The organism is Tepiditoga spiralis (genome assembly GCF_014701195.1).
Lineage (GTDB): Bacteria > Thermotogota > Thermotogae > Petrotogales > Petrotogaceae > Tepiditoga > Tepiditoga spiralis.
In genome coordinates this window covers 1235393-1261605 of record NZ_AP018712.1, presented here as the reverse complement: position 1 = coordinate 1261605, position 26213 = coordinate 1235393, and the positions used below count along the sequence as shown (strand labels likewise).

At 25.9% G+C, this 26213-nt stretch carries 26 protein-coding genes; 4 read left to right on the top strand and 22 right to left on the bottom strand.

The window, feature by feature from the left end; translation table 11 throughout:
- Positions 1–15 precede the first annotated feature (15 nt).
- The 21 genes from trpA to udk form a co-directional block, all read right to left on the bottom strand.
- On the bottom strand, positions 16–768 hold the full coding sequence (gene trpA / locus IGS63_RS05925) for a tryptophan synthase subunit alpha (protein ID WP_190613318.1): 753 nt from the start codon (positions 766–768) through the stop codon (positions 16–18).
- A complete protein-coding gene (gene trpB / locus IGS63_RS05920; RefSeq protein ID WP_190613316.1) occupies positions 761–1984 on the bottom strand; it encodes a tryptophan synthase subunit beta in 1224 nt (407 codons plus the stop codon). Before trpB ends, trpA begins: the two co-directional genes overlap by 8 nt.
- Entirely contained in the window at positions 1972–3363 is a 1392-nt protein-coding gene (gene trpF / locus IGS63_RS05915) for a bifunctional indole-3-glycerol phosphate synthase/phosphoribosylanthranilate isomerase (RefSeq protein ID WP_190613314.1), read from the bottom strand. The genes trpB and trpF overlap by 13 nt, the downstream gene beginning before the upstream one ends.
- Positions 3356–4933: an anthranilate phosphoribosyltransferase gene (gene trpD / locus IGS63_RS05910; RefSeq protein WP_190613313.1), complete on the bottom strand. Its 1578-nt coding sequence runs from the start codon at positions 4931–4933 to the stop codon at positions 3356–3358. The genes trpF and trpD overlap by 8 nt, the downstream gene beginning before the upstream one ends.
- Positions 4914–6320 carry an anthranilate synthase component I family protein gene (locus IGS63_RS05905; RefSeq protein ID WP_190613311.1) on the bottom strand — a complete coding sequence of 469 codons (1407 nt, stop codon included), beginning with the start codon at positions 6318–6320 and terminating at the stop codon, positions 4914–4916. Before IGS63_RS05905 ends, trpD begins: the two co-directional genes overlap by 20 nt.
- Positions 6321–6466: 146 nt before the next feature.
- Complete coding sequence (locus IGS63_RS05900; RefSeq protein ID WP_190613309.1) at positions 6467–7447, bottom strand: chorismate synthase; 981 nt, start codon at positions 7445–7447, stop codon at positions 6467–6469.
- On the bottom strand, positions 7440–8684 hold the full coding sequence (gene aroA, locus IGS63_RS05895; protein WP_190613307.1) for a 3-phosphoshikimate 1-carboxyvinyltransferase: 1245 nt from the start codon (positions 8682–8684) through the stop codon (positions 7440–7442). The genes IGS63_RS05900 and aroA overlap by 8 nt, the downstream gene beginning before the upstream one ends.
- On the bottom strand, positions 8681–9679 hold the full coding sequence (gene aroB / locus IGS63_RS05890; RefSeq protein WP_190613305.1) for a 3-dehydroquinate synthase: 999 nt from the start codon (positions 9677–9679) through the stop codon (positions 8681–8683). The genes aroA and aroB overlap by 4 nt, the downstream gene beginning before the upstream one ends.
- Positions 9680–9690: 11 nt before the next feature.
- Entirely contained in the window at positions 9691–10500 is an 810-nt protein-coding gene (gene aroF / locus IGS63_RS05885; protein ID WP_190616061.1) for a 3-deoxy-7-phosphoheptulonate synthase, read from the bottom strand.
- Between the two features lie 247 nt (positions 10501–10747).
- Positions 10748–11539 carry a HemK/PrmC family methyltransferase gene (locus IGS63_RS05880; RefSeq protein WP_190616060.1) on the bottom strand — a complete coding sequence of 264 codons (792 nt, stop codon included), beginning with the start codon at positions 11537–11539 and terminating at the stop codon, positions 10748–10750.
- Positions 11536–11838, bottom strand: coding sequence for a metal-sulfur cluster assembly factor (locus IGS63_RS05875; protein WP_190616059.1), 303 nt, complete (start codon positions 11836–11838; stop codon positions 11536–11538). Before IGS63_RS05875 ends, IGS63_RS05880 begins: the two co-directional genes overlap by 4 nt.
- Before the next feature lie 11 nt (positions 11839–11849).
- Positions 11850–12845 (bottom strand): peptidyl-prolyl cis-trans isomerase, encoded by a 996-nt coding sequence (locus tag IGS63_RS05870; RefSeq protein WP_190616058.1) that lies wholly within the window; start codon positions 12843–12845, stop codon positions 11850–11852.
- Entirely contained in the window at positions 12845–13573 is a 729-nt protein-coding gene (locus IGS63_RS05865) for a MazG family protein (protein WP_190616057.1), read from the bottom strand. The genes IGS63_RS05870 and IGS63_RS05865 overlap by 1 nt, the downstream gene beginning before the upstream one ends.
- Before the next feature lie 9 nt (positions 13574–13582).
- Positions 13583–14269 (bottom strand): ribonuclease HII, encoded by a 687-nt coding sequence (locus IGS63_RS05860; protein WP_190616056.1) that lies wholly within the window; start codon positions 14267–14269, stop codon positions 13583–13585.
- Positions 14270–14353: 84 nt separating this feature from the next.
- Positions 14354–15310 carry a potassium channel beta subunit family protein gene (locus IGS63_RS05855; protein ID WP_190616055.1) on the bottom strand — a complete coding sequence of 319 codons (957 nt, stop codon included), beginning with the start codon at positions 15308–15310 and terminating at the stop codon, positions 14354–14356.
- A 96-nt stretch (positions 15311–15406) separates the two neighbouring features.
- Positions 15407–16360: an ABC transporter permease gene (locus tag IGS63_RS05850; protein ID WP_190616054.1), complete on the bottom strand. Its 954-nt coding sequence runs from the start codon at positions 16358–16360 to the stop codon at positions 15407–15409.
- A complete protein-coding gene (locus IGS63_RS05845; RefSeq protein WP_190616053.1) occupies positions 16357–17427 on the bottom strand; it encodes an ABC transporter permease in 1071 nt (356 codons plus the stop codon). Before IGS63_RS05845 ends, IGS63_RS05850 begins: the two co-directional genes overlap by 4 nt.
- A complete protein-coding gene (locus tag IGS63_RS05840) occupies positions 17427–18995 on the bottom strand; it encodes an ABC transporter ATP-binding protein (protein ID WP_190616115.1) in 1569 nt (522 codons plus the stop codon). The genes IGS63_RS05845 and IGS63_RS05840 overlap by 1 nt, the downstream gene beginning before the upstream one ends.
- A 133-nt stretch (positions 18996–19128) precedes the next feature.
- Positions 19129–20226, bottom strand: coding sequence for a BMP family lipoprotein (locus tag IGS63_RS05835; RefSeq protein ID WP_190616052.1), 1098 nt, complete (start codon positions 20224–20226; stop codon positions 19129–19131).
- Positions 20223–22148: a hypothetical protein gene (locus IGS63_RS05830; RefSeq protein WP_190616051.1), complete on the bottom strand. Its 1926-nt coding sequence runs from the start codon at positions 22146–22148 to the stop codon at positions 20223–20225. The genes IGS63_RS05835 and IGS63_RS05830 overlap by 4 nt, the downstream gene beginning before the upstream one ends.
- Positions 22148–22771 (bottom strand): uridine kinase, encoded by a 624-nt coding sequence (gene udk, locus IGS63_RS05825; protein ID WP_190616050.1) that lies wholly within the window; start codon positions 22769–22771, stop codon positions 22148–22150. Before udk ends, IGS63_RS05830 begins: the two co-directional genes overlap by 1 nt.
- 196 nt (positions 22772–22967) lie before the next feature.
- Here udk and IGS63_RS05820 point away from each other — a divergent pair, with 196 nt between their 5' ends.
- Complete coding sequence (locus IGS63_RS05820; protein ID WP_190616049.1) at positions 22968–23963, top strand: YncE family protein; 996 nt, start codon at positions 22968–22970, stop codon at positions 23961–23963.
- On the opposite strand, the gene IGS63_RS05815 is transcribed toward IGS63_RS05820, so the two are convergent.
- Positions 23944–24975, bottom strand: a complete 1032-nt coding sequence (locus IGS63_RS05815; RefSeq protein WP_190616048.1) for a polysaccharide pyruvyl transferase family protein — start codon at positions 24973–24975, stop codon at positions 23944–23946. The genes IGS63_RS05820 and IGS63_RS05815 overlap by 20 nt on opposite strands.
- Before the next feature lie 69 nt (positions 24976–25044).
- Here IGS63_RS05815 and flgB point away from each other — a divergent pair, with 69 nt between their 5' ends.
- The 3 genes from flgB to fliE are packed head-to-tail and all read left to right on the top strand — an operon-like array spanning position 25045 to position 26183.
- On the top strand, positions 25045–25437 hold the full coding sequence (gene flgB / locus IGS63_RS05810; protein ID WP_190616047.1) for a flagellar basal body rod protein FlgB: 393 nt from the start codon (positions 25045–25047) through the stop codon (positions 25435–25437).
- A gap of 25 nt (positions 25438–25462) precedes the next feature.
- Positions 25463–25870, top strand: coding sequence for a flagellar basal body rod protein FlgC (gene flgC, locus IGS63_RS05805; RefSeq protein ID WP_190616046.1), 408 nt, complete (start codon positions 25463–25465; stop codon positions 25868–25870).
- Positions 25871–25886: 16 nt separating this feature from the next.
- Positions 25887–26183 (top strand): flagellar hook-basal body complex protein FliE, encoded by a 297-nt coding sequence (gene fliE / locus IGS63_RS05800; protein ID WP_190616045.1) that lies wholly within the window; start codon positions 25887–25889, stop codon positions 26181–26183.
- Positions 26184–26213 lie beyond the last annotated feature (30 nt).

Sequence of the window (26213 nt, the reverse complement as noted above, 5' to 3'; positions counted from 1 at the left end):
TTAACTGGAGTTTTATTATAAAAAATTCACTAATTTTTCTGTTTCTTTTCTTATTACTTCATATATTTTTTTGCAGTTTTTATTTTCATTAATTATTTTTATAAAGTGACTTCCAACAACTACTATGTCTGTAAATTCTTTTATTTTTAATATTTGATCTTTTGAATTTATTCCAAATCCCAATGCAATTGGCTTAATTATAATGTCTTTAATTTTTTTTAACCAATTTAATGTTTCTAAATTAAATATTGTCTTTTCTCCAGTTATTCCATTTCTTGCTGTAACATAAAAAAAACCATTTCCTTTTTTATTTAAATACTTTATTCTATTCAAGTTTGTATTTTTAGATATTATTAATATATTATGTATTTTATATTTATTACAAAAATTTGATAAACCCTCATCATATTCAGGTAATAAGTCTGGAATTAATATTCCATAAAGTTTTAACTTGGAAAGTTTAGATACAAAATTTTCAATTCCATATTTAAAAATAATATTAGCATAAGTTACTATTATTATTTTTTTTCTTAATTTTTCATCTAAACTACTTATAAAATCTAAACACTTTTTTACTGTAATTTGATTATTTATTGCATCTTTAGAAGCATCTTCTATTAAAGGACCATCAGCTATTGGATCAGAAAATGGAATTTGAACTTCTATATACTTTGCTCCACCATCATTCATTGCTTCTATAATGTCTTTTGTCTTTTTTAAATTTGGATATCCACATACAAGATGTGTCATCAAAAATTTTTTATCCATTTTCTTCAACCTCTCTTTTTAAAAAGTTAATCCAATTTGTTTTATCTAAAAGTTTAGCAGTTATAAAAATATCTTTATTTCCAATTCCTGAAATATTTACTATTATATTTTTGTTTTTATTTAAATTTGAAGCTAATTTTAATGCATAAGATATTGCATGAGTTGACTCTAAAGCTGGTACTATTCCTTCATTTTTTGTTACAAAATTAAAAGTTTTTATAACTTCATCATCTTTTTCGTTTACAAAGTTTATTCTTTTTATTTCATTTAAATATACTAATTCAGGACCTATGCCCGCATAATCCAATCCAGCACTTATCGAATGTGTTGATAAGATCTGACCATCATTATTTTGCAAAAATTTTGATTTATATCCTTGTACTATACCAACTGTTCCATTACCAGAAATTTTAGATGCATGTTCATTACTTTCAATTCCTTTTCCACCTGCTTCAACACCTATTAATTTAACACTTTCATCATTTATATACTCTGAAAAAAAACCTATAGCATTTGAACCTCCTCCAACACAAGCAATCATATAATCTGGTTTATTTATATTTTCACTTCTTAATTGTTCTTTTACTTCTTTACCAATAATTGATTGAAAAAATTTAACCATTTGAGGATAAGGCGCAGGTCCTAATGCAGAACCTATTAAATAATGCGTATCAAAACTTCTTTTTGTCCAATATCTTAATGCTTCATTTACAGCGTCCTTTAAAGTTTTCGTACCATTAGTAACTGAATGAATCTTTGCTCCAAATTGTTCCATTATAAAAACATTTGGCCTTTGTCTTTTTATATCAACTTCACCCATGAATATTTCACATTCAAGATTTAACTTTGCACAAACTGCAGCAGTAGCAACTCCATGTTGTCCAGCTCCTGTTTCAGCTATTATTCTTTTTTTACCTATTTTTTTAGCAAGCAAGGCTTGGCCTAATGAATTATTAATCTTATGTGCCCCAGTATTTGCCAATCCTTCTAATTTAAAAAATATTTTTGCTCCACCTATTTTTTTTGTTAAATTTTCTGCATAATACAACGGTGTTGGCCTTCCTACAAAAGTTTTTAATAAATTTTTGTACTCTTCATTGAATTTTTTGTCTTCTGCATATCTATAAAAATTTTCTTTTAATTCATCTATTGATGACTTTAATACTTCTGGTATATAAGTTCCACCATAAACTCCATAATATTCTATTTTTTCCATTTTTTCACCTCATAAAAAAATTTTTCTACTTTTTCTTTATCTTTTTTTCCTGGAACTTTTTCTAAACCTGAAGATAAATCTATCATATTAGGGGTATATTTTAAAATTTTTTGTATATTTTTTTCATTGATTCCACCAGCAATAGCCAAAAAGCTTTCTTTTTCTTTTATTGCTTTTATTAATTCGTTTGATAATGTTTTTCCTGTACCTCCATAAGTGTTTTCAGAAAATGCATCGTATAAAGTAAATATGCTTTTTTTTATTTGTAATTTATCTTTTAAATTAACTGCTTTATAGTAAGGTATTTTTATTTTTTTTAATTTATTTTCATTGAATTCTCCATGAACTTGCACAACATCTATCAAATTTTCATTGTATGCTTTTATTGCTTGATCCAAATATTCTTTTGTAATCACTAAAGCTCTCATATTATTTTTTATTTTTAATGCAGTATTTTTTAAAAATTCATAATTGACTTGTCTTAAACTTTTAGCCATAATAAATCCAACGATATTTGCACCTTTTTTTATAACAAATTCAGTATCTTTTAAATTAGTTAATCCACATACTTTAACCACTAGCTCTTTCTTTAAATAAATTTTATTAAACATATATTTATAAAATTTATTTTGATTGTTTTTCCCATCATTAAATCCTTTTATTATTTCTGGTATTCTTTTCTTGTTTTCTATAACTGATGTTCCACAAAGTATACCATTAAATCCAAATACACCTATTGAAAACGAATCTAAATAATTATTAATACCAGATTCATATATTACTTTTATTTTTTTTATATATTTTTTTAATTCAAATGGCAATTCTTTTTTTATTTTAAAAGTATTTAAATCTCTTGAATTAATTCCAAGTAATTTTGGTTCGAGTTTTAAAGCAAAGTTTAATTCTTTTTTAGAATGAATTTCAATTAAACATGTCATACCCAATTTTTCAGCATAATCTTTTAATTCTTTCATTTTTTTTAATCCATTTTTTTCTTTAATAAATAATGAAGTTATTAATAAAATGATGTCTGCTCCAACATTATATGAAATTTCTATATCTTTTTTTGAAGTTAAAAAATCTTTCCTTAAAACTAAAATATTTGGATATTTATTTTTTATTTTTATTAAATCATTTAAAGAACCTCCAAAAAAATTTTTTTCGGTTAATACTGATATACAATTGACTCCATTTTCTATATATAGATTTGTTTGTTCTAAAATATTAAAGTTTTTTATTTTTCCTTTTGATGGAGAACTTTTTTTTATTTCCATTATTACTAAGTTATTTTTTGGCTTTAATACTGGTACAGTTCTTTTTTGTGGATATACATTTTCTATTTGTCTTTTATCTATAATTTCTTTTAAAATATCATACATTTATATCACTTACTTTTACTAATTTTTCAAGTTTTTTTAATGCCTTTTTATTTTTTATAGATTCAAGGGCCATATAATATCCTTCTTTTATACTATTTGCCTTTCCATATAAATACAGTGCTGCACCAGCATTTATACAAACAATTTTTGCTCTTTTTATATCATTTCCATTCAATATTTCCAAAGCTATCTTTTCATTATTCTGATTATCTTCATACTTTATATCTTCGTACTTTACATAATTGTCTATATTTGAAAAATCAAAAATATATTCATAAAATTTTCCATCTTTTAATTCACAAATATAGGTTGGTTCAAATATTGAAATTTCATCTAATCCATTTTTTGAAGATACTACCATTGCTCTTTTTATGCCCAAATATTTTAAAGCTTTACACATTTGTTTTAAATATTTTTTATCATAAACTCCTATCAATTGATATGTTGCATGTGCTGGATTTGAAAGAGGTCCTATTAAATTAAAAATAGTTTTAAATTTTAAAGATTTTCTTGTTTCACTAACATATTTCATTATTTTATGATACTTTGGAGCATATAAATATGTAAAGTTATTTTTTTTATAAAAATCATAAGCTTCTTCATTATCAATATCTAAATTAAATCCTAACTTTTCAAGTAAGTCCATACTTCCAGATTGAGAAGTAACTGCTCTATTCCCATGTTTTACTATATTGACGCCTAAAGCTGAAAGTACTATAGAAGAAATTGTCGATACATTAAAAGTTTTCATTTTTGATCCACCAGTACCACAAACATCTAATCTTTTTTCATTTAAATTTGGTTTTGGAAAATATTCTGCATTATCTTTTAAAACTTTTGCAAACCCCGCTAGTTCTTTATAAGAAACTTTACGCATATTAAATATAGTTAAAATGGATGCAATTTGTGCTGTATTAAAAATCGAAATATTTTTCATTAATTTATAACTTTCTTGAAATGAAAGAACTTTTTTCATTGCTTTTTCTATTAAAGCATTTGTATTTATATCTTCTTCAAAAAAATTTTTTAACATATTTATTCCCCCTTCTGTTCCTACTGATTCTGGATGAAATTGAACTCCAACACATTTATACTTTTTATGTTTTATAGCCATAACTTCTCCATCTCTGCTTTTTGCTAAAACTTCAAATTCATTTGGTATATCACTTTCTTTTGCAACTAATGAATGATATCTTGTTACTTTTATATTATTTTTAATTCCATTAAATACGCTTTTTCCATTATGCCTTATTGTATCTATTTTTCCATGAAAAATATTTTTTGCCTTAACTATTGGAACATTAAAAGCTGATAATATAGCTTGATGACCTAAACATACACCAAGTATAGGAGTATTTTTTATAAATGTTTTTACTGTATCTATAAAAATTCCTGCATCTTTAGGAATACCTGGTCCAGGAGATAATACAATATAATCTGGATTAAGCTTTTTTATTTCTTTAATTGAAATTTTATCTGATCTAAATGTTCTTACATCATTATCAAAATTAATTAAGAGTTGATACAAATTATACGTAAAAGAATCATAATTATCCAATAAAAGTATCATCTTGTTTTTTCACCTCTTCTTTTATAACCTTTAATAACGATTTAATTTTATTTTCTGTTTCTAAATATTCTTTTTCTGGTATTGAATCATAAACAATTCCTGCTCCAGCTTGAAGTCTTATTGTATCTTCTTTACATACAGCACTTCTAATTGTTATACAACTATCAAAATTACCATAAAAATCAAAAAAACCTATTAAACCTGCATAAGGTCCTCGTCTATCTTTTTCTAATAATTCTATTGTTTTAATTGATTGTAATTTAGGTGCACCAGTAACTGTTCCCGCTGGGAAAGTAGCTTTTATTACATCATAAGAAGTCTTATTTTTTTCTAATAATCCATTTACTTTACTCACAATATGTATAACACTTTCAAATTTTTCTATATTCATATACTCTTTAACATTAACTGTATTTTTTTGAGAAACCTTTCCTAAATCATTTCTTGCTAAGTCAACTAACATAAGGTGTTCTGCTTGTTCTTTTTTATCATTCAACAAATCTTCAATTAATAAGTTATCTTCAAATTTTGTACAACCTCTTTTTCTAGTTCCTGCAATTGGATTAACTAATATAATTTCATCTTTTACACTTACCATTGATTCTGGAGAAGTACCAAATAAAGTAATATCATCAAAATTAAAATAAAACATATATGGAGAAGGATTATTTTTTCTTAATCTTTTATATAAATTTAAAAATGGAATATTTGTTTTTATTTTTATATTTCTTGATAAAACACATTGTATTAAATTTCCATTTTCTATTTCCTTTTTTATATAATTAATCTTTGATAAAAATTCATTTTTAGATTCATTTTGAATTATTTTATAAAAATAAGGAGTTAAATTTCCTTTTTTGCTATAATTTTTTTTATTTAAAATATTTTCTACCTCTTTTTTTACTTTTTTCACATTGCTTTTTGTATCTATACTTTTAGTTTCGTTCAAATATTTCATTGAAAGTATTAATATTTCTTTTTTTAAATAATCCAAGATTAAAAATGTTCTTCCAAATATAAAATTACAATCATATAAATTATCATGATATTTTTTATTAAACTTTATATCTTCTACTTCATTAAAGTATTCATAACCAAGATATCCAATTCCACCAAATGGAATATTTTTATAGTTCTTAAATTCATTTTCAGGAATAAATTTTCTAAATTCATTCAAGACTTCTAAATAATTTTTGTTAGTTTTTATAAATTTTCTCTTACCTTCTTTTTTTAAAAAATATTTTTCTTTCTTTTTTATTAATTCAAAAGCTTTTTCTAATACAAATATTGAATAATTATCCTTTTCAAAAACTCCTATAAATTTTAAATTTTGCAAAATAAGATCTGTGTTTATAGTTTCAAAATTTATTTTTTCTATACTAACCATTTTTTCACCTCCATTTTTATAAAAAAAGACCATCTTAATATAAAAATTAAGACGGTCTTATATAAAACCGCCGACGGGTAACGTCGGCATTTTATTACCTCCGTACCCGTATCTTCCACCACCAATTATTTTTTAAAGTTTTCATGTTATTCTTCCCCCTTTTTTATTAAAACAAAATCTGTTATTGCTATTGCCGTTACAGCTTCAAGTACCACTGGAACTCTTAATGCAAAACATGTATCGTGTCTTCCTTTTATTTGTAAATTATCCATTTGTTTTGTTTTTAAATTAAATGTTTCTTGTATCTTTGATATACTTGATGTTGGTTTAACTGCAACTCTAAAAATTAAATCATTACCATTAGTTATTCCACCATTTATTCCACCAGAATTATTTGTTTTTGTTTTACCATTTTCATTTAAAATAGCATCATTAACTTGACTTCCATACATCTTTGTACAATTAAAACCACATCCAAATTCAATTCCTTTTATTCCTGGAATTGAAAAAATAATAGAACTAATTTTAGATTCTACAGATTCAAAAAAAGGTTCTCCAAGTCCATTCATCATATTTTTTCCTATTACTTCTACTATTCCACCTACTGAATCATTTAATTTAATAGCTCTTCGTATTTCTTCATCTATATTTTTATTACCATTCACTTCTATTAAAATAGCATTTATACATATTGGTTTTATAATTTTTTTTGCAATTACTCCTGCAGCAACTAACCCCAATGTTAATCTACCTGAAAAATGTCCACTTCCTCTATAATCATTAAAGTTATTATACTTTTTCATTGCTACAAAATCTGCATGTCCTGGTCTTGGTATATTCTTAAATTCATCATAATCTTTTGATTTTATATTTTTGTTTTTAAAAAATATAGTTATTGGAGCTCCTGTTGTTTTTCCTTTAAAAATACCACTTAAAAACTCTGGTTCATCATCTTCAATTCTTTTTGTAGTTCCCAAAGTACCACTTTTTCGTTTACGCAAATCCTCTATAAAATCTTCTTTTGATAAACTTATTCCTGGTGGACATCCATCAATAATTACTCCAACTCCTACACCATGAGACTCTCCAAAAATTGATACTTTAAAAATTGTACCAAAACTATTCAATTTTTCCACCAACCTTTTTATAATCATCCCAAAACATTTTATATGATTTATTAACACATTCTTTATTGTCTAAAATAATATTAGTATTTGAATTTATACCAGCAATAGCTGCAGCCATTGCTATTCTATGATCATTATGAGTGTTAATAAATCCATTTTTTATTTCACTTTTAAAAACTTCCATTTTATTTCCATCTATATTTATCTTTATACCTATTTTTGAAAATTCTTCAAAAATAACCTTTGCTCTGTTACTTTCTTTATATAAAAGTCTATTAACTCCATATATTATAGATTTCCCTTCACAAAAAGCTGCCAAAACAACGAGTACAGGAAATAAATCTGGAGAATCACTTGAATCATAAGTAAATGCTCTTAGCTCATTCTTTTTTACCTTTACAACTTCATTTCCCACTTCAACATTTGCTCCAACTTCTTTTAAAATATTTATTATATTTTTATCTGGTTGTTTCGAATTTATATTTAAACCATGAACTTCTATACTTTCAGAAATAGCTCCTGCCACTAAAAAATATGCCGCAGAACTCCAATCTCCTTCTATAGTATAAAAATCTCTTTTATACTTTTGATTTCCATTTATAAAAAATTTTTTATAGTTTTCATTTAATATATTTACACCAAAATCTTTCATTATTTTTAAAGTCATATCTATATAACCTTTACTCTTTAAGTTTTTTACCTCAACAATAGTATCATTTTTTTTATTTGGAAGTGCTATTAATAAACCAGTTAAAAATTGTGAGCTTATGCTTCCATCGACTAAACATTTATTAAATTTTATAGGTCCTTTAACTTCTAAGGGTAAAAAATTATTGTTGCATTTAAAACCAACACCAAGTTCTTTTAAAGTTGACTCAAAAAATCCAACAGGTCTTTTTAAAATACTCCCTTTTCCATTAACTTTTATCTTTTTTGAAAATAGCGAAATAATTGGAGTAAACATTCTAACACATAATCCAGATTCTCCACAATTTATTTCATTTGGAATACCTTCTATTTTTCCATCAATTACTATATTATTTTCATCAATAATTATTTTCTTTCCAAACTTTTTAATTACATTAATAGAATTATTTGAATCTTCACAAAAAGAAATATTTTTTAATATTATTTTTCTATTTGATAATAAAGAAATAGCTATAGCCCTTTGCATTATACTTTTAGATGATGGAACTGTTATACTTCCATTAATTTTTGATCTTAAAATTTTTATCATAACTCCTCCAATTCTTTAAACTTTAGTTTTTGTATTTTATATTCACCAATTTTTTTTAATAAAATAAAATCAATATAATCATTACTTCTTTTTTTATCTTTTTTTATTAAAATCATTAACTCTTTTGTTGAAATATTAATTTCTGTTGGTAATTTAAATATTTTTAAGAGCTTTTCAATTCTTTTAATATCATTATCTGAAATAAAATTTAATTTTTTTGATAACTGTAAAGCTCTCATCATTCCTACACTAATGGCTTCTCCATGCTTAATATTTTTTATTCTTTCAATTGCATGCCCAAAAGTATGACCAAAATTCAAAATTTTTCTAATTCCATTTTCTTTTTCATCTTCATTCACTATCTTACTTTTTAAAAAACTACAAGTATGAACTATATATTCTAGTGTTTTTTCGTCTCTCATTAAAAGTTTTTCTATATTTTTTTCTATAAAATTTAATAATTCTTTGTCTAAAATTAATCCATACTTTATTACTTCTGAAAGACCATTTCTATACTCTTTATCACTCAAAGTTTTTAACATTTTTAAATCAGAAAGTACAAATTCAGGTTGATTTATAGTTCCTAAAATATTCTTATATTTATAAAAGTTAACTCCATTTTTTCCACCTATTGAAGCATCAACTTGAGAGAGTAATGTTGTTGATACAAAACCATATTTTAATCCTCTCATATAAATACTTCCAACAAAACCTGTAATATCAGAAACAACTCCACCACCAATACCCAAAAGAAAACTACTTCTGTCCACTTCATACTCTATTAATTTTTTTGCTATTTCTTCAATAGTTTTTAATTTTTTAGTTTTTTCTCCTGGTTTTAAAGTTATAATTTTTTCAAAAGGTAATTCATAATATTTTTTTATATTTTCATCTGTAATAACTACAATATTTTTATTTTTTATATAATTATGAACGTTTTCTAAACTTTCTCCTACATAAATCTTAGAATTTTTAATAATATTTATTGTTTTCATATTTTCTCCTTTTATTTTTTATTTAAAGTTAAATACAATCTTTTTATCTTATCAACTAAAGTTTTAAACTCATTAGCTGGATAAGCTTGGAATCCGTCTGATAATGCTTTCTCTGGATTAATATGAACTTCTATCATCAATCCATCTGCACCAGCTGCAATAGCAGCTAAACTCATTGGTTCAATATGTGATAATAATCCTGTTCCATGAGATGGATCAACAAAAATTGGTAAATTAGATTCTTTTTTTATAGATGGTATTATACTTAAATCAAGGGTATTTCTTGTATAAGTTTCAAAAGTTCTAATACCTCGTTCACAAAGAAAAACCTTATTATTTCCTTCTTTCATTATATACTCTGCTGCACATAAAAATTCTTCTAAAGTTGAGTTCATTCCTCTTTTTAACATTATTGGTTTATTTGTTTTCCCAACTTCCTTTAAAAGAGGAAAGTTTTGCATATTTCTTGCTCCTATTTGAATTATATCAGAATATTCTCCAATTAAATTAATATCCCTTATATCTATTAATTCAGTAATAATAGGCATATCAAACATTTTACCAGCTTTTTTTAATAATTTTAAACCTTTTATTCCAAGTCCTTGAAATGAATATGGTGAAGTTCGTGGCTTAAATGCACCGCCTCTCAATATATTTGCTCCAGCTTTTTTTACTTCTAATGCTGTTTGTAAAATTTGTTTTTCACTTTCCACACTACAAGGACCAGCTATAATAATTAAATCTTTTCCTATTTTTAGATTTTTCAAATTAATAATATTTTTTTCTTTAAATTTTTTTGAAACTAACTTTAAATTAAACATTTTTATTCCCCCAAAAAAAATGGTGTCTGCATAAGCAGACACCTGATTTTGTTTTAAAAGTTTTTCTTTAAAAATATATAGAAAAACTCAAAGCCACCGATCAGATGTCTTTGAGTTCCACCATGAAATAACATTATTTAATTTTTTATTTATATTATACTTCATCACAACCACTCCAATATTATTTTTTTGATTATAACATTAAACTTCTCAATATAAAAAGTTAAAAAAACTCTATTAAAACGAATTAAATAAAATTATTATTATTTATTTCAATAAATCTTTTTTTATCAAATGAATCTTTTAAAATTTTTGTATTTCCAAAAAATTTTAAAATTTCTTCCGTTTTTTTATAATTAAATTCAGTTGTTTCAAATAACATAATTTTCCCTTTTAACTGCTCATATTTTAATAAATTTTTAAAAAAATTTTGTCCATCAATACCAGCATATAATGCAATAGACGGTTCATACTTCAATCTATTATTTTTAAAAGACTCTTCTACATAAGGTGGATTTGACACTATCATTTCAATTTCACTTATTTTATCTTTTATTGGTTCTATATACTCTCCGCAATAAAAATTTATATCAACATTTAACTTTTTAGCATTTAATTTTGCAACATCTAATGCCTTTTCAGAAATATCTATTGCATAAACATTCATATTTGGAAAATATTTTTTTAATGAAATTGCTATAACTCCTGAACCAGTACCTATATCTACTATACTTTTTATATTTTCTTCTTCTATTGTTTTTTTTGCATAAAGAACTAAATCTTCTGTTTCAATTCTTGGAATTAGAACTCTTTCATCTACGTAAAACTTATTATTTAAGAATTTTACTTCATTTATTAAATACTCAAGCGGATATCCATTTAAAACTCTAAGAAGTTTTTTTATTGTTCCTTCTTTAATATCATCATTCAACAAATAATAACTCATATCTTTATTTTCTATTTTAGAAATTATTTTTAATAATTGAAAACGGGAAACATCATAGTCTCCCGTTTTATTAATTAAATCTTTTAGCTTCATATTCCAAGTACTTGCCTTACTTCATCTTTTGCCATATCTGGACTCCATGGTGGATCAAATGTCAATTCAACAAATACATTATTTGCCTCTTTTATTTCCTCTTTTAGTTTATCTTTTGCTTCTTGAACCATAAACCCAGCCATAGGACACATTGGTGTTGTTAGAGTCATTTCAACGTAAATATCATTATTTTCTGCAATATTCACTTTATAAATTAACCCGAGTGACACAACATCATATCCTATTTCAATGTCATAAACATGTTCCAATGCTGACATAACTTGTTCTTTTGTTATCATAAAATTACCTCCTAAAACATTTTCTCGTTAAAGATTATTTCTGAATTTTTTTTAAACTTATCAAACTCTTTTTGCAACTCTTCACTAAAATATTTTTTTACAATTGGATCTTTTAAATCTCTTTCAACATAATTCTTTGCTTCTTCATATGATAAATTCTTAGATGGGTATTTTTTTTCTATTTTTATAATTTCATAATGATCACCATATTTCATTGGTTCAAAAATATATCCAGATGCATTTTTAATTACTTGAGCTAAAACTTTATCATTGTCATTTAGATTAACTGTTATTTTTTCAGCTTCATTTTTATCTTTAAACATATTATACACTTCATCAAATGTATAATATCCATCTATAATTTTTTTATAAGTTAATGATGCTTCATCAGTATTATTTATTTTTATCACTTTTAAATCTGCTTTTGGCTTTGAAACATATGCTTTTGAATTTTTATTATAATAACTCTTAATTTCATCTTCTTTCAAGGGTATTTCATCATATTTTTTTAAATAAAGTTCATTAATTGCCTTTTTGTACAAAGCTTTTAAATAATTATCTTCAACATAAACTTCTTTTGATGAATATCCTTTACTCAAAAGGTATAAATTTATGTCTTTTGGTGATATGTTTGATTTTGAAAATATATCATTTACTTTTTGAACATATATTTTTTTTAAGTCATCTCTATTTAAGTTTATTCCCTTACTTTCAACAAATTGTATAAACAAGTACTGATTTACAAGTTTCATTGCTTGTTCTTTATTGTAAGTATTTAAAAATTTTATACCAGTTGCTGTTCCAGTTAAAGTATTATAAAATTCACCATACTTACTTTTTAAATCCTGTAAGATTAAAATAGACTTTGATGTTGCATTTAAAAGTTCTGAATTTACTTTATCATTGTTTACTTTTACAACCGTATTATCTTTGAAATCCATGTATTTTACAGTAGAAAACGATACAATTGTAATAATAACCATTAAGCTTAAAAATACTTTTTTCATTAAACTTCCCCCTCTTTTAAATTATCCCATATTTTCTTTTTCTCTTTCTTATCAATATCGTTAAATTTATTTCCAAGAATATTTTCAAAAATTTGAAATTTATTATAATATTTTTTTGATATATTGCTTAAAATAGAATCTATATCTTCATTATTTTTTACTGATAAATAAACTATTTTTTCAAAAACACCTTTTATATTATCTCTTTCAGCATCTTCAATTATTTTTTCAAAAATATCTTCTTCAAAGAAAGGATCAAATCCAACAGCTAAAGAATTTTCAAATAATCTTCTGAGTTGTAAAAGTGGTGGTATTCCTTTTTTATAGTTTCCTATTTTTGAAAATTTTTCCTTATTTTTTTCTTTTGATTTCAAATTTTCCCATTGTTCATACGAATATTCTTTTGCATCTCCAAATACATGAGGATGTCTTCTTATCATCTTGTCGTTAATTGCATCTAAAATATCGGTTATTTCAAAATTATTATTTTCTGAAGCTACTTGAGCATGAAATACTATTTGTAGCAAAACATCACCTAATTCTTCTGCAAGTTCTTTATAATCTTTTGAGTTAACACTTTCTACGACTTCGTAAGCTTCTTCAATTATATACGGCTTTAAAGTATCATGTGTTTGCTTTCTATCCCAAGGACATCCTTCTTCGCTCCTCAATATTTCCATTATTTCAAGTAACTCTACAAACTTTTTAGCAGCTTTTTCTTTGTTCATTCAATCACCTCATAGAACACCCAGTTTCATTAATGTATTTTTTGAAAAATCATTTTTATTATATTGTATTTCATTATTAATTATCATACTTTTTACAGGATTAAAGGTTAATCTATATTCATTAAAAATACCATACTTTTTTATTTTTTCCACATGTTCTTTTGTAGGATATCCTTTATGTTTATAAAATAAATATTCTGGATACTTTTCTGAAAGCTTTATCATATACTTATCTCTCAAAACTTTTGCAATTATTGAAGCAGCCCCTATAAGACTCAACTTTGAGTCACCTTTCACTATACATTCAAATGGAAACGAAAAGTGAAAATTTTTTCCATCTATTAAACAATAACCAGAGTTAAGTTGTTCAACACATTTTTTCATTGCATACTGTGTTGCTTTAAAGATATTCATTTCATCAATTAATTCTGAAGATGCTGCATAGTATGAATATTTAAAATTTTTAATTATTTCATTATATCTTTTTTCTCTTTCTTTTTCACTCAAAGTTTTTGAATCAGCGCCAATTCTTTTTAAAGCTTTTAATTCATTTTCATTTTCTACATAAACTGCTGCTGCAAAAACAGGACCAGCCAAAGGACCTCTTCCTGCTTCATCTAATCCAATTATTGAACCATATTTTTTAAAGTATTTAAGGTCAAATATTGTTTCATCTTTTACTGAAGAATTTTTCATTAAAAACCTCCCAATTTTACTCCAAATAGATTTTAACATATTTTTCTTAAAAAACCAATAAAAAAACTCTCAAAAGAGAGTTTTTTAATAAATAATTGCATTTATTTCTTCCATTATAGAATCATTCAATTTATTTTTTAATTCAGATGCTTTTAGATTTTCTCTTACTTGTTCAACTCTACTTGCTCCAGTTATAACTGTGCTAACATTTTTATTTTTTAATAACCAAGCAAGGGATAATTGTGATACTTTCATATCCAAATCTTTTGCAATTTTAGTTAACTTTTTTACTTTTTCTATATTTTTTTCTGAAAGTAATCCATTATTTTTTAAATTATTCTTCAAACCCGAAAATTTATGTAATCTACTATCTTCTGGAATTGATTCATTGTATTTACCAGTAAGTATTCCACTTGCAAGTGGACTCCAAGTAGTAAGTCCCAATCCATATTTTTCATATAATAAATTAAATTCATGCTCTACTTTTTCTCTAACAAACATATTGTATTGAGGTTGTTCCATTGTTGGTGGAATACAATTTAATTCCTTTGCTACTTTAAAAGCTTTATCTAATTCTTCATAACTCCATTCTGAAGTTCCCCAGTACATAGCAAGACCATTTCTAACAATATAATCCATTGCCAATACCGTTTCTTCTATTGGTGTATCTGGGTCAGGTCTATGACAAAAAATTAAATCAACATAATCAAGTTGCAACCTTTTTAAAGAGTTCCAAGTTCCTTCAAGTAAATGTTTTCTTGAAAGTCCTCTATCATTTGGTCCATTCCCACCCCAAAATATTTTTGTTGACACTATTAAATCTGTTCTTCTATATTCTTTTAGTGCTATCCCCATTAACGATTCAGATAATCCATTTGCATAGGCCTCTGCATTATCAAAAAAATTAACTCCACTATTAAAGGCTTCTTTCATACATTTCTTTACATTTTCTGTGTCTAATTGATTTCCAAAAGTAATCCAAGAACCTAAAGAAAGTTCACTAATTTTTAATCCAGATTTCCCTAATTTTCTATATTCCATAAACAAGCCCCTTTTTTAATTAGCTTACCTAATTAAATTATATCATAAAAAAAGAATATAAGGCAATGCCTTATATTCTTTAATATTAATTTTTTATTATTCTTTTTCGTATGGTTGACCATCTGCTGCTGGAGCTCTTGTTTTACCAACAAATCCACCAACTATTATTATAGTTATTACAAATGGCAATAAATTCAATAATGCTTTCATTTCTGAAGGTAATGTTAGCATTGATTGAAGTTGTATATTCATAGCTTCTGCAGCTCCAAATAAAAGTGAAGCCCACATTGCACCAATTGGATTCCAGTTACCTAAAATCATAGCAGCAAGAGCTATAAAACCTTTTCCTGAAGGCATATCTTCTATAAATTGACCTATATCTCCAAGAGCTATATAAACTCCTCCAAGACCTGCTAAAAGCCCACTCATTAAAACACCAAAGTATCTTATTTTTTTAACGTTTACTCCTAATGTATCTGCTGCCTTTGGATTTTCTCCAACAGCTCTCATTCTCAATCCTAATGGTGTTTTATAAATTAAATACCATGAAGCAAATATTATTATAATCGCAAAATAAAAGAATATAGATAGATCATTAAATATAGCTCCAATAAATGGTATATCTTTTATAATAGGTAATTCTACAGTTGGAAGTTTATGAGCAACTAAATTTGTTTGACCTTTATGTCCAAATATAGGAATCATTAAAAATCCAACAAGACCTTGTGCAATTAAAATTAAAGCCGTTGCTGAAACAATTTGATCTGCTGACCATTCAATTGAAACATAAGCATGTAAAGCCGCAAGAATTACACCAGCAAGCATCCCCATAATTAATCCTAACCATGGATTATCAAATTTTATAGCAAATACTATTGAAGTAAATGCTCCAATTTTCATTATACCTTCAAGTGCTATATTAGTTACACCTGTTTTTTCACTAAAAACACCACCAATTGCAGCAAAAACAAGTGGAAGTGCTGATAATATTGTCAATCTATAAAACAAAGGTGATGCTAACGTAGCAAAAATGGCTTCTATCCAACTCATTTAGCTTCACCTTCCTTTGCTAATTTAGTTGATGCTTTTGTTATCCAAGTTTTTACTATTCTATCAGCTGCAACAAAGAATATAATTACACCTTGTATTATTACAACTATATCATCTGGAATACCAGCAAGTTGCATAGAATTTGATCCAGATCTCAATGAAGAAATTAAGAATGATGAAAAAATAATACCAATTGGATTATTTTGTCCTATTAAAGCAATTGTAATTCCATCAAAACCTCTTCCACTTGTAAATGCACCAAAAATTCTATGATGAACCCCCATAACTTCTATTGCACCAGCAAGTCCAGCAAGTGCACCAGATATTGCCATAGTTAAAACTATATTTTTACTTATAGATATTCCACCATATTCTGCTGAATATGCATTGTATCCAACTGCTTTTATTTCATAACCTGTAGTTGTTTTTTCAAGAATTATATACATAACTATTGCTGCAACAACGGCTATTAAAATTCCAGATGGAACATTACTTGCTTGTATTGTCATTAATGGAGGTAATTGAGCACTTTTAGCTATTTCAGGTGATTTTGGAACACCTTGTCCAACAGCAAGAGGTCCAGAAACTAAGTAATTTCCAATATGATAAGCTATCCAGTTAAGCATTATAGTTGTTATAACTTCATGAGCTCCTGTTTTTGCTTTTAAATATCCTGCAATTGATGCCCAAAAAGCACCACCTAACATACCTGCAAAAATAGTTATAGGTATAGCAAAAACTGGAGAAACATTACCCATATTTATACCAACCATAACAGCCATCATTCCACCAACAGCCATTTGACCTTCAGCACCAATATTAAAAACTCCAGCTCTAAATCCAAATCCAACTGCAAGACCAGTTAAAAGTAAACTTGTCATTTTTGTAATATTATCTGCCCAAGCAGCTCTTCCAACAAATGCACCTTCAAAAAGTTTTAAATATGCAAGTAATGGATTTTTTCCTATAATTAATATTATTACAGATGCAATTAATAATGCAACAAGTACCGATACTATTGGTACCAATATAGGCATCCATTTACTTTCTTTTATTTTTTGAGCCATTATTTATCCCCTCCATGATGAGGTGCATGTGCCTCTGTTTCTGCGATTGTTCTTAATTCACTTAATTTTTTACCTGCCATCAAAAGTCCAACTTCTTCAATGGTTAATTCTCCTGGTTTAAATTCTCCAGTAACTCCACCTTCATACATAACCAAAACTCTATCAGACAATGATAAAACTTCTTCAAGTTCCATAGAAATTAAAAGTACAGCAACATTTTTTCTTCTTAATTCCAATATTTCTTTATGAACGTATTCAATTGCACCTACATCTAATCCTCTTGTAGGTTGAGCGATTACTATAAAATCAGGATTTGCACTAACTTCTCTTGCAATAACGACCTTTTGTTGATTCCCTCCTGACAAGTTACCTGTTTTTATTGAAGCATCTGCAGGTCTAACATCAAATTTTTTAATTAAATCTTGTGAATATTCCTGTATAATATCATTATTTAAAAATCCTCTTCTTGCAAACGGCATCTTATAGTGACGTCCAAGAATCATATTATAGTAGTTTGGATATTCTTTTACCATTGCATATTTAAATCTATCTTCTGGAATATGAGTTATATTACTTTCTCTTAATTCCTTAACTGTATAGTGAGAAATATCTTTTCCTTTGTATAAATATTCACCACTTTCTTTTTTTCTTAATCCTGTGAGGGCTTCAACAAGTTCTGTTTGTCCATTACCAGCAACACCTGCAATACCAAGAACTTCACCTTTCCTTATTTCAAAGTTCATTCCTCTTACTGCATCAAGTTGTCTATTATCTTTTACCCATAAATTTTTAATTTCAACAACTTTTTCACCTGGTACTTTTTCTTCCTTGTCAACTCTCAAAATAACTTCTCTACCAACCATCATATTTGCCAATTCTTTTTCATTTGTTTCTGAAACTTTTACATGACCTGTAACCTTACCTAATCTCATAACAGTAATATTATCACAAATTGTCATAACTTCGTGTAATTTGTGACTTATAAAAATAATAGTTTTTCCATCATCTCTTAACTTTCTCATGATTTCAAATAATTCTTCAATTTCTTGAGGAGTTAGAACTGCAGTTGGTTCATCAAGAATCAAAATTTCTGCACCTCTATATATAGTTTTAATTATCTCAACTCTTTGTTGAGTACCTACAGGTAAATCCTCAATTAAAGCATCCACATCAACTTTCAATCCATATCTTTTAGAAAGTTCTTGTACTTCTCGTCTTGCTTTTTTCAAATCAAATGAAATACCTTTTTTAGGTTCTGAACCGAGAACAACATTTTCTGCAACTGTCAAATTGTCTACAAGCATAAAATGCTGATGAACCATACCTATACCAGCATTTATGGCATCTTTCGGACCATTAAAAACCTTTTTCTCTCCGTTTATAAAAATATCTCCAGAAGTTGGTGTGTAAAGGCCATAAAGTTGATTCATGAGTGTTGATTTTCCTGCACCATTTTCACCAATAAGTGCATGAATTTCCCCTTTTTTAATTTCTAAATTTACATGATCGTTAGCAAGTACCTTTGGAAATCGTTTAACAATTTCTTTCATGTAAACTGCATAGTTCATTAAATCTGTCCCCTTGGACATCGAAACACCTCCTAAAGCTATCCAAAAGTTGCTAATTGATAGATGTTTTTCATCTATTAATTAACAACTTTAAAAAAAGGATGGGATTCCCCATCCCTTTTTTATTTTTTAATTAAAATGGAAATTTTACAGAAGTTACATCAAATGAAGCTAATCCATCTTCTGAATCAGGAACATTTACTTGACCTTGTTTTATTAAAGAAGAAAGATATGCTAATTCTGCAAAAGTTGAATTTGAAACCATACCTTTTGTATATTTCATTGGTGAAATGTCAACACCATTTTCTTTTAAACCAAGAGTATGTACTCCACTTTTAAAAGATCTTGCAGATCTTGAACTTTTAATACCTAAAAATGCTGCTGTATCTACTCTTTTCATAGCGCTTGCAAGTCCAAATCCTGGTGCAAGATAATCTTGATCAGAGTCAACACCTACTGCAAAATAACCTCTACCTTTTTCATAATATTTGTCTATAATATCTTTAAGAGTTGCATTTGCATCTAATCCATAGAAAGAAAGTCCTTTTTCTTTTGCTGCATCAAAAGCACCATTTCCAGTTGCTCCAGCTGCATGGAATATTATATCTGCGCCTTGTGCAAATTGAGCCATTGCCATTTGTTTTCCTTTTGCAACGTCACCAAATCCACCAGCGTAACCTAATATAGCTTCAACATTTTTATTATGGATTTCATTGTAAGCTTTTATACCTGCTCTGTATCCAAATTCAAATCTTTTAACTGGTGGAATTTCAATTCCTCCAATAAATCCAAGCTTACCTGTTTTAGTCATACTTGCTGAAAGATATCCAACTAAAAATGCTGATTCTTGTTCTTTAAACAAATAAAGTGCTACATTTGAAGGAATAGTTGTTCCTTGAGAAGGTGCAATATCTATTCCAATAAACTTTGTTCTTGGGAATTGTGGTGCAACATCAAATAAAGCTGATGTCATCATAAAACCAACAGCTATAACTACATCTGATTCTTTTGCAGCATTTGATAAATTAGTTACATAATCTGTTTGTTCCTTTGAAATAAGTACCTTTACATTTGCCTTTAATTCGTCTTTTGCTCTTAAAACTCCAGCCCATGTACCATCATTAAATGATTTGTCTCCTAATCCCCCTGTATCGGAAACCATAGTAACTGTAAGTGCAAATGAACTTACAACAAAAGCCAAAACTAACATCATAGATAAAACTTTTTTCATGATTCACTACCTCCCTTTTTGATAGTTAATAGTATTGTTATTAATACCATTATGATTCCATAAAGTATGTTCACACTAAACTCAGAACTTTTTAATACTGGATACTTTATTTGAGATAAAACTTCTATAGTTCCTGGCTTTATAAACATCAAAACAGAAGATATAATCATTGCACCAAAAGAACTCCATTTTATAAGTTTCCCTTCAAATACTATCCAAAAAACAATTCCAAGGAAAAATATCATAAGCATTTTAGTTCCATAATCTGTATTGTATGCTTTTATGTTCAATTTATCTTTTGCATTGAAGTTTGTATAAGATTCATCTATATCTTTCTTAACTGGTACAAGTAATTTGTTTTTCATAAAATAACTATCTAAATTATTTTTAAATAACTTTAAAAACTGTTCATCAGAATAATCTTCAATTCTTTCTATGTTTAATTTCATTGTTTTTATCTCATTATTTATATTTTTCATTCTTAATTCTGATGCTTTTACAAACTTATCTATTGCTTCCGCATAATCCTTAGATACTTTTGTATAATTTTTTTCTTTGTTTAATAATAATCCATTTATATTATTTTTTATATTAACTCCATAATCATTACTTATGCTTTCAATTATATTGTTTTCAATTGAATCATTTATATACTTCTTTAAAAGATTTGAATATATATTTTTCGCCTCAGAGTTTTCAGTTGTAATTGAATTTGTTAATTCAGTTAAATTCTTATGAATTACTGAATGATTGTATAACAACACATCCTTTAAAAGTTGGTTTTCAAAAGAAGAATTATGAAAACTCTTTGTATTCTTCATAGTCAAATCTTTTGAATAATAAGTTGGAATAAACAATAACAACGCAAGTAAAATAAATAATGAAACATTTATAAGCCTTTTTACGAATTTAACATCTCTACCAAATGCCGAAAAGAACTTAACAAAAAACATTATTGCAACAGCTACTACTATAAAACTACCGTAAAAGAATGATGTAATTATATCTTTAGAAAAATTATACATAAATATTAAGTAAAAAACTTCATAACCAAAAACACCTAAAATAATATAATTTAAGTATTTTTTAAAAAATTTAACTCCAACCAAAATTACAGCCAAATATATAATAAATCTTAAATAAGAAAGATTAATTCCTTTTTTAGCTTCTTTTATAAACATAGCAACAGAAGAATTCAAATCTTCATCATTTTTTTTAGTTATATCTTCTAATAATTCAGAAGAAAGATTATCGATTTCATACTCCAAATCTTCTCCTGTTATTCCAGAATTTGCCAATTTTTCAATTTCTGTATTTAGTTTTACACTATTCTTCTTAATTATACCATCATAAAGTTCATTTTTTTCTCCACTGTATGTATATAAATCTAAATTTTCTAATTTAGAATTTGTTTTATGTTTTTCAATATTTGTATATGGACTTGTTTCTACTAATCCCATAGAATATGCTATAACATTTCCTATGTACAAAAGTGCTTCATTTTGCATATTTTGGTAAATATCTTGAACAGTAACAAAATATGCAGGCATACTTTTTATAACTTCATTGCTCAACTCTCCACCAGCAAGATCTGTTTGTACATAACATAAAAAACCAGCAAAAGCTAATTTTTCTTCATCAGAATTAAATGTCATAGATTTATGAATCATAGATAAATATGTCTGAATATCTGTTGGTCTATCAACAAATTCTGCACTTCCAACCATATTATTTCTATAATATCTATATAAACCTAAATTTTTCATTTCATCTTTAAATTTATTTATAAGATGATTTTCTTTAGTATCTGAGTTGTAGGCTTTTATAAACCCAACATACTTTTCTTGCACAATTTTAGTGTTAATGGAGTATCCAATAATCACTAAAAGTACTGAAAAAACAAGTAACATATATTTCTTCATTAAAATCCCTCCTGTTTATTTCTTTCTAACATCCTCTCAACTGCATCTATGATTATACCCATCCCCGTTTTATTGCTAACTCCATCTGGTAAAACAATATCGCACTTATATTTTTGTGGTTCTATAAAAGCTTTGAAAGAAGGTGCTACAAATCTTCTATATTGAGTTAATATACTTTCTATTGTTCTACCTCTTTCAACTGTATCTCTTTCTATTCTTCTTATAAGTCTTTCATCTGAAGGAGCATCTATATACACTGAAAAATCAAATAAATTTTTTAATTCTTTATCATGGAGAACCAGTATTCCTTCAACTATAACTAAATCAGTCACTAAAAATTTTTTTGTAATAGACTGTTCTCTTCTACAAGTTACCATATTATAAACAGGCAACTCTATAGATTTTTCTTTTTTTAATAATTTTAAATGTTTCTTAAAAAGATCGAAATCAAATGCTTTAGGATCATCGAAATTAAATTCTCTTGGATCAACACCAGGAGGTAAATCTTTGTAATAATCATCCATACTCAACAAAGAAGCGCGAGAATTAAAGTGTTTCACAATACTTTTGGAAACACTAGTTTTCCCGGCTCCACTTCCACCAATTATGGCAACAAGAACCAATTTTTTCCACCTCTTCATAGATAATTATTGATATTATACTATAATTATTTAATATAATCAAATTCTATTAAATATAAATAAATATTATTATTTGCATTTTAATAACTTTGTGATAGAATAATTATGAAAAATTTAAAAGGGGTGAGAAACAATTAAACAATTTAATAAACTTTTATTTACATTTTTATTCGTTACATTGGCTTTTAACCTGTCTTTTTCCAATGATTATTTTGCTGAAATCAATACATTCCCAACTGGGAATAGAAGCTTTTTAATAAAATCAGAAAAAAATCTTGCTTTAGTATGTGATTATGATGGGAAAGTAACTTATGTAGATATATACAATTCAGAATTTGGATATTTTAAGTATGGACTTTCAAGACCAACATCTGCTTTTTTTGATGGAGAATATATTTATATTGTTGATTCTATGAAAAAAGAAGTACAAAAAATATCAAACATAACAAAAAAAATTATTAAAAAAATAAAATTAGATAAATCTCCTTGGAATATAAAAGTTATAAATAATAAATTGTATATTACTGCAGAAGAAAGCTTATATATCTTAGATAAAAATCTAAATATTAAATCAAGTTATAAATTATCAGTAAACAGTCCTTATATAATAACACAAAATAAAGAAGTTTTTATTCCAATGTATGATAATTATATAAATAATACTTTTAAAACAAAACTTTTATTTTTTATTCCAAATTCCAATCAATACATACCGAATCAAGTTAATATTAAAAATCCAGTAGATATTATAAAGGTTAATAATATTTTTTATGTCGTTTCAAAATTTGAAGGAAAGCTTTACAAAATAACAAAATATTCACAAAAAGAAGTTGCTGATTTTAATGGAGTCACTAGAAATATTGAATTATTCAATGATTATATAATAGGTCATTCTATGAAAGGTGGAATTTATTATTATAATTTAAAAACTGGAAAAACTACAAAAATTTTAGAAGATATTCCCATAATAGATATAACTGTGTCTCCAGACAAAAATTATATATATGCAATATCTCATATAAATAATAAGCTTTACATTATAAAAAATATGAAAGTTTATCAAGAGCTAAATGTATCTTCATATCCTATTGATGTAATCTCACCTGATAACAATATAATTTTAGTATTAACCACTGATAATGGACAATTACATCTTATAAGACGTTTTGAATAATTTGTTTAGAAAGATTTATCGTATCATTTAATCTTATTTTATAAGTTTCAGAAGTTTCTAAAAAATTATATTTTAATAATCTAAAATAACTTTCTGGTATATCTAATAAACGATTATAAAAAAAATTATATTTATTATCTATACTTTTTAAAACACGTCTGTTTTTTTTAGTGAGTTTAGTTAAAACAGGTGTTTCATAAAAAATAGAAGCAAGTGAACTATGTAATCTATCTGATATTACAAGTGAAGAAGTTGCTATTTCTTCTTGAATTTTATTAAAGTCCTTGTATGGAAATAAAACTTCATTCATTGTATCTTTTCTAATACTTTCAACAAGAGCATAGTTTGTTATTGAATCTTGATTTGAATTAATTATCAAAGGTGTAATAGTATAATCACTAAATATATTCAAAAAATCAATTAAATATTTTAAATTACTATATGAATTTTTTAAACACAAAGAAATTTTTCTTTCTTTTTTATTTTTATAAGCATTCAATGAATATGGTCCTATATCCATACCAAAGTATGAATTTTTATTATACTTTTTGGAATAATTATATGAAACTTTATCTCTATAAATACCAAATAAGTTTTCATATTTCATAATTTTTTTTAATTTTTTGTTTGCCGTTTTATGTTTTAAAGGTCCAAAACCTTGAGATAAAAATAAAATTTTTTTATTATACTTTATTGCCACTTTACATATCTCATAATAATAATAATAACTCTTTAAAGATGTTTCGCTTTGTAATAAATTACCTCCACCATAAATAATTAAATCAGAGTCTTTGATATTCTTTTTCATAGAAAAAATATCATATTTATTTATAATTTCAACATTAAATTTTAATATATTTCTCATCTTTTTAGATAAAAAATCTATTTCACTTGGAATAATTAGAGTGTCATTAAACCCTATCTCATTTAGTATCTTAAATGTACTTTTTAAAAGTAAATCATCACCAAAATTATTATAACCATAATAACCAACTAAAAATATTTTTTTCATATAGTGCCTCCAAAATTATTTTAGGAATATTATATAAAACTAAAGAATTATTACACAGGAGGGATAAAAGTGTTCGATAATAATTTTAAAATTTTACCAAAAGCATTAGATGCTTATACTCAAAGACAAAAAGCTATAGCTCAAAATATAGCTAATTTTGATACCCCAAACTACAAAAGAAAATATGTTTCTTTTGAAAACGAGCTTCAAAAAGCTCTGAGCGATACAGATAATTTAAAATTAAAAACAACAGATTCTAGACATATAAATAATACCCCATCTTTAGAAAAAGTTCAAGCACAAACTTTAATAGATAAAAACAAAAGTAATAGAAATGATGGAAATAACGTTGATATAGACATTGAAACAACTGAAATGGTACAAAACAATTTAAGATATACAACTGTATCTAGGCTTATGACTTATGTTATAAATAGATACAACACAGCCATTAAAAGATAATTAAAGAAAATATGGAGGGATTTTAATGGAAGGTTTATTTAAAATAATGAATATTGCTGCAAGTGGTATGACTGCAGAAAGATTTAGAACTGATATAATTTCTCAAAATCTTGCAAATGCCGAAACAACAAGAACAGAAAATGGAGGTCCTTATCAAAGAAAAATTGTTTCTTTTAAAGAAATTCTGGATAATGAAACAAATTATGGAGGAGTCAAAGTTTCTAAACTTTCAAAAGATACTTCACCATTTAAAATTGTATATGATCCTAATCATCCAGATGCCGATAAAAACGGATATGTAAAGTATCCTAATGTTAATGTTTTAAGAGAAATAGTCGATATGATGAATGCTCAAAGAGCTTACGAATTAAATGCTTCAGTTGTTAACACTTCTAAATCAATGTACAATGCAGCACTAAATATAGGAAGATAATGAGGGGAGTGATTTTATGATAGAAAAAATAAACCCTATAAGTTTACAACATCCAAGTTTAATAAATAAAAATCCTGTTCAAAGCTCTAATAACAATGATTTTTCTAAAATGCTAAAAGACGCCATAGATGAAGTTAATTCACTGCAAAAAAATGCTGATACAAAGGCAGCAGATTATGCATCTGGTAAAATAACCGATGTTCATCAAGTTATAATAGCAGCTGAAAAAGCTTCTTTATCTTTAAAATTAACTTCTGAAGTTACAAATAAAATAGTTGAAGCTTATAAGGAAATAACAAGAATGCAATTGTAAAAAAGACGCTAAGCGTCTTTTTTTTTATAA